This is a genomic window from Streptomyces sp. NPDC002845, assembly GCF_053591955.1.
This window is the reverse complement of the sequence record NZ_JBSFUU010000244.1, coordinates 1-1,387: the sequence shown is the minus strand read 5'-3', so window position 1 is coordinate 1,387 and position 1,387 is coordinate 1. Positions and strand designations below refer to the sequence as shown.

The 1,387-nt window shown below is 71.5% G+C and carries 1 protein-coding gene; it reads right to left on the bottom strand.

What is annotated here, in order from left to right; translation table 11 throughout:
* On the bottom strand, positions 1–1,295 hold a 1,295-nt coding region (locus ACWD3C_RS48635), incomplete at its 3' end, for an IS701 family transposase (RefSeq protein ID WP_451155263.1).
* Positions 1,296–1,387: the final 92 nt, after the last annotated feature.

Below are 1,387 nucleotides of genomic sequence, written 5' to 3'. Positions count from 1 at the left end.
CGGTGTTGGTGCCGGCGGCGCCAGGCGGACCAGTGCAGGACGTGGTCGAGGTCGCGGCGGGGCATCGGGATGACGGTGGCGCGGAGAACAGCCAGGAGTTCGCGTGGGCTGGCCGGGACGAGGTCGATGCCGGTGCGGGCGGGGGTGTGGGTGCGGGCGCGGGTGACGGTCAGGACCGCGGCGGCCATCAGGCTGATCAGGCTCCAGCGCATCCACGAGTTCCAGCAGGTCACCTGGCCCTGGTCGAGGCCGGTGGTCCCCTTCGCGCCTTGGAAATCCTCCTCGATCTTCCATCTGGTGCAGATGATGTGGACGAGGTCGGCGAGGCTGACGGGGGTGGTGGAGTGGCAGCGGTAGAAGGAGAGTTCACGGGTGTAGCGGTGGCGGCGGACGACCAGGTGGGCGTGCCCGACGGCGGTCGCCTCGTCGGCGGGGGAGTCGTCGGCGATCACGTCGATCAGGGCCCAGTCGTAGTGCCGGTCGCCCTTGAGGCCGTGGCCGGTGCGCATCCGCATCCACGCCCTCTTCGGGACGCGGCGGGCGAGTTCGGCGGCACTCAGGCGGCCGGCCCGGGTGGTGGCGTTGTGGTCGGCCTTCACGGCCAGGGCGTAGCCGAAGCCCAGGGCGCGGGCGGTGTGGCGCAGCTCGTGCCCGCCGTATACCTCGTCCCCGGTGAACCAGCGCGCCGCGATGCCCAGGGACCGGGCGCGGGCGAGCATGGCGGCGGCAAGCTGGGGCTTGGTGGCGAACTCCACCGCATCGGGCACGTGCCGCAGCAGGCGGCGCTCCTCGTCCGCGGCCCAGCCGGCCGGCAGGTACAGCTCCCGGTCGATCAGCGCATGGCCGCGGGTGGAGGCGTAGGCCAGGTGGACGGCGACCTGACACAGACCCACCCCGCCCAGAGCGCCGGAGTACTGGTGGGCGGCGCCGACGCAGTCCGTGGACGACTTCGCGTCCCCGGTCTCGTCCACCACCAACACCGCTTCCTCTTCGGTGAGTTCACCGGCAGCCCAGGCCGCGAGCCGGTCCCGGGCCAGGTCGTGGTCCCACACGCCCCGGGAGAGGAAGTGCTGCAGCCGGTGCGGCCCGCCATGCCCCAATGCCTCGGCCAGCGACCAGCAGTTGCGCCGCTCCAGCTCCATCAGCATCGCCTGCACCGTCTCCCGGGCCAGCAGCCGCGAGTCCCGTCGCGGGAAGCAGTCCGCGACCTGCGCCATCACGTCCCCGAAGGCGGCCGTCCACTCCTGCTGGGCTATCGTGGCCTCCACGGCCACCACGTCTTGCGTTGTCTTCACAAACGACCATGATCGCGGTGGCCGTTCCCATGCCCGCGCCACCCCTGACCTGCACAGACACGTCAACGATCAAGACTTACAGCTGCCGTGAC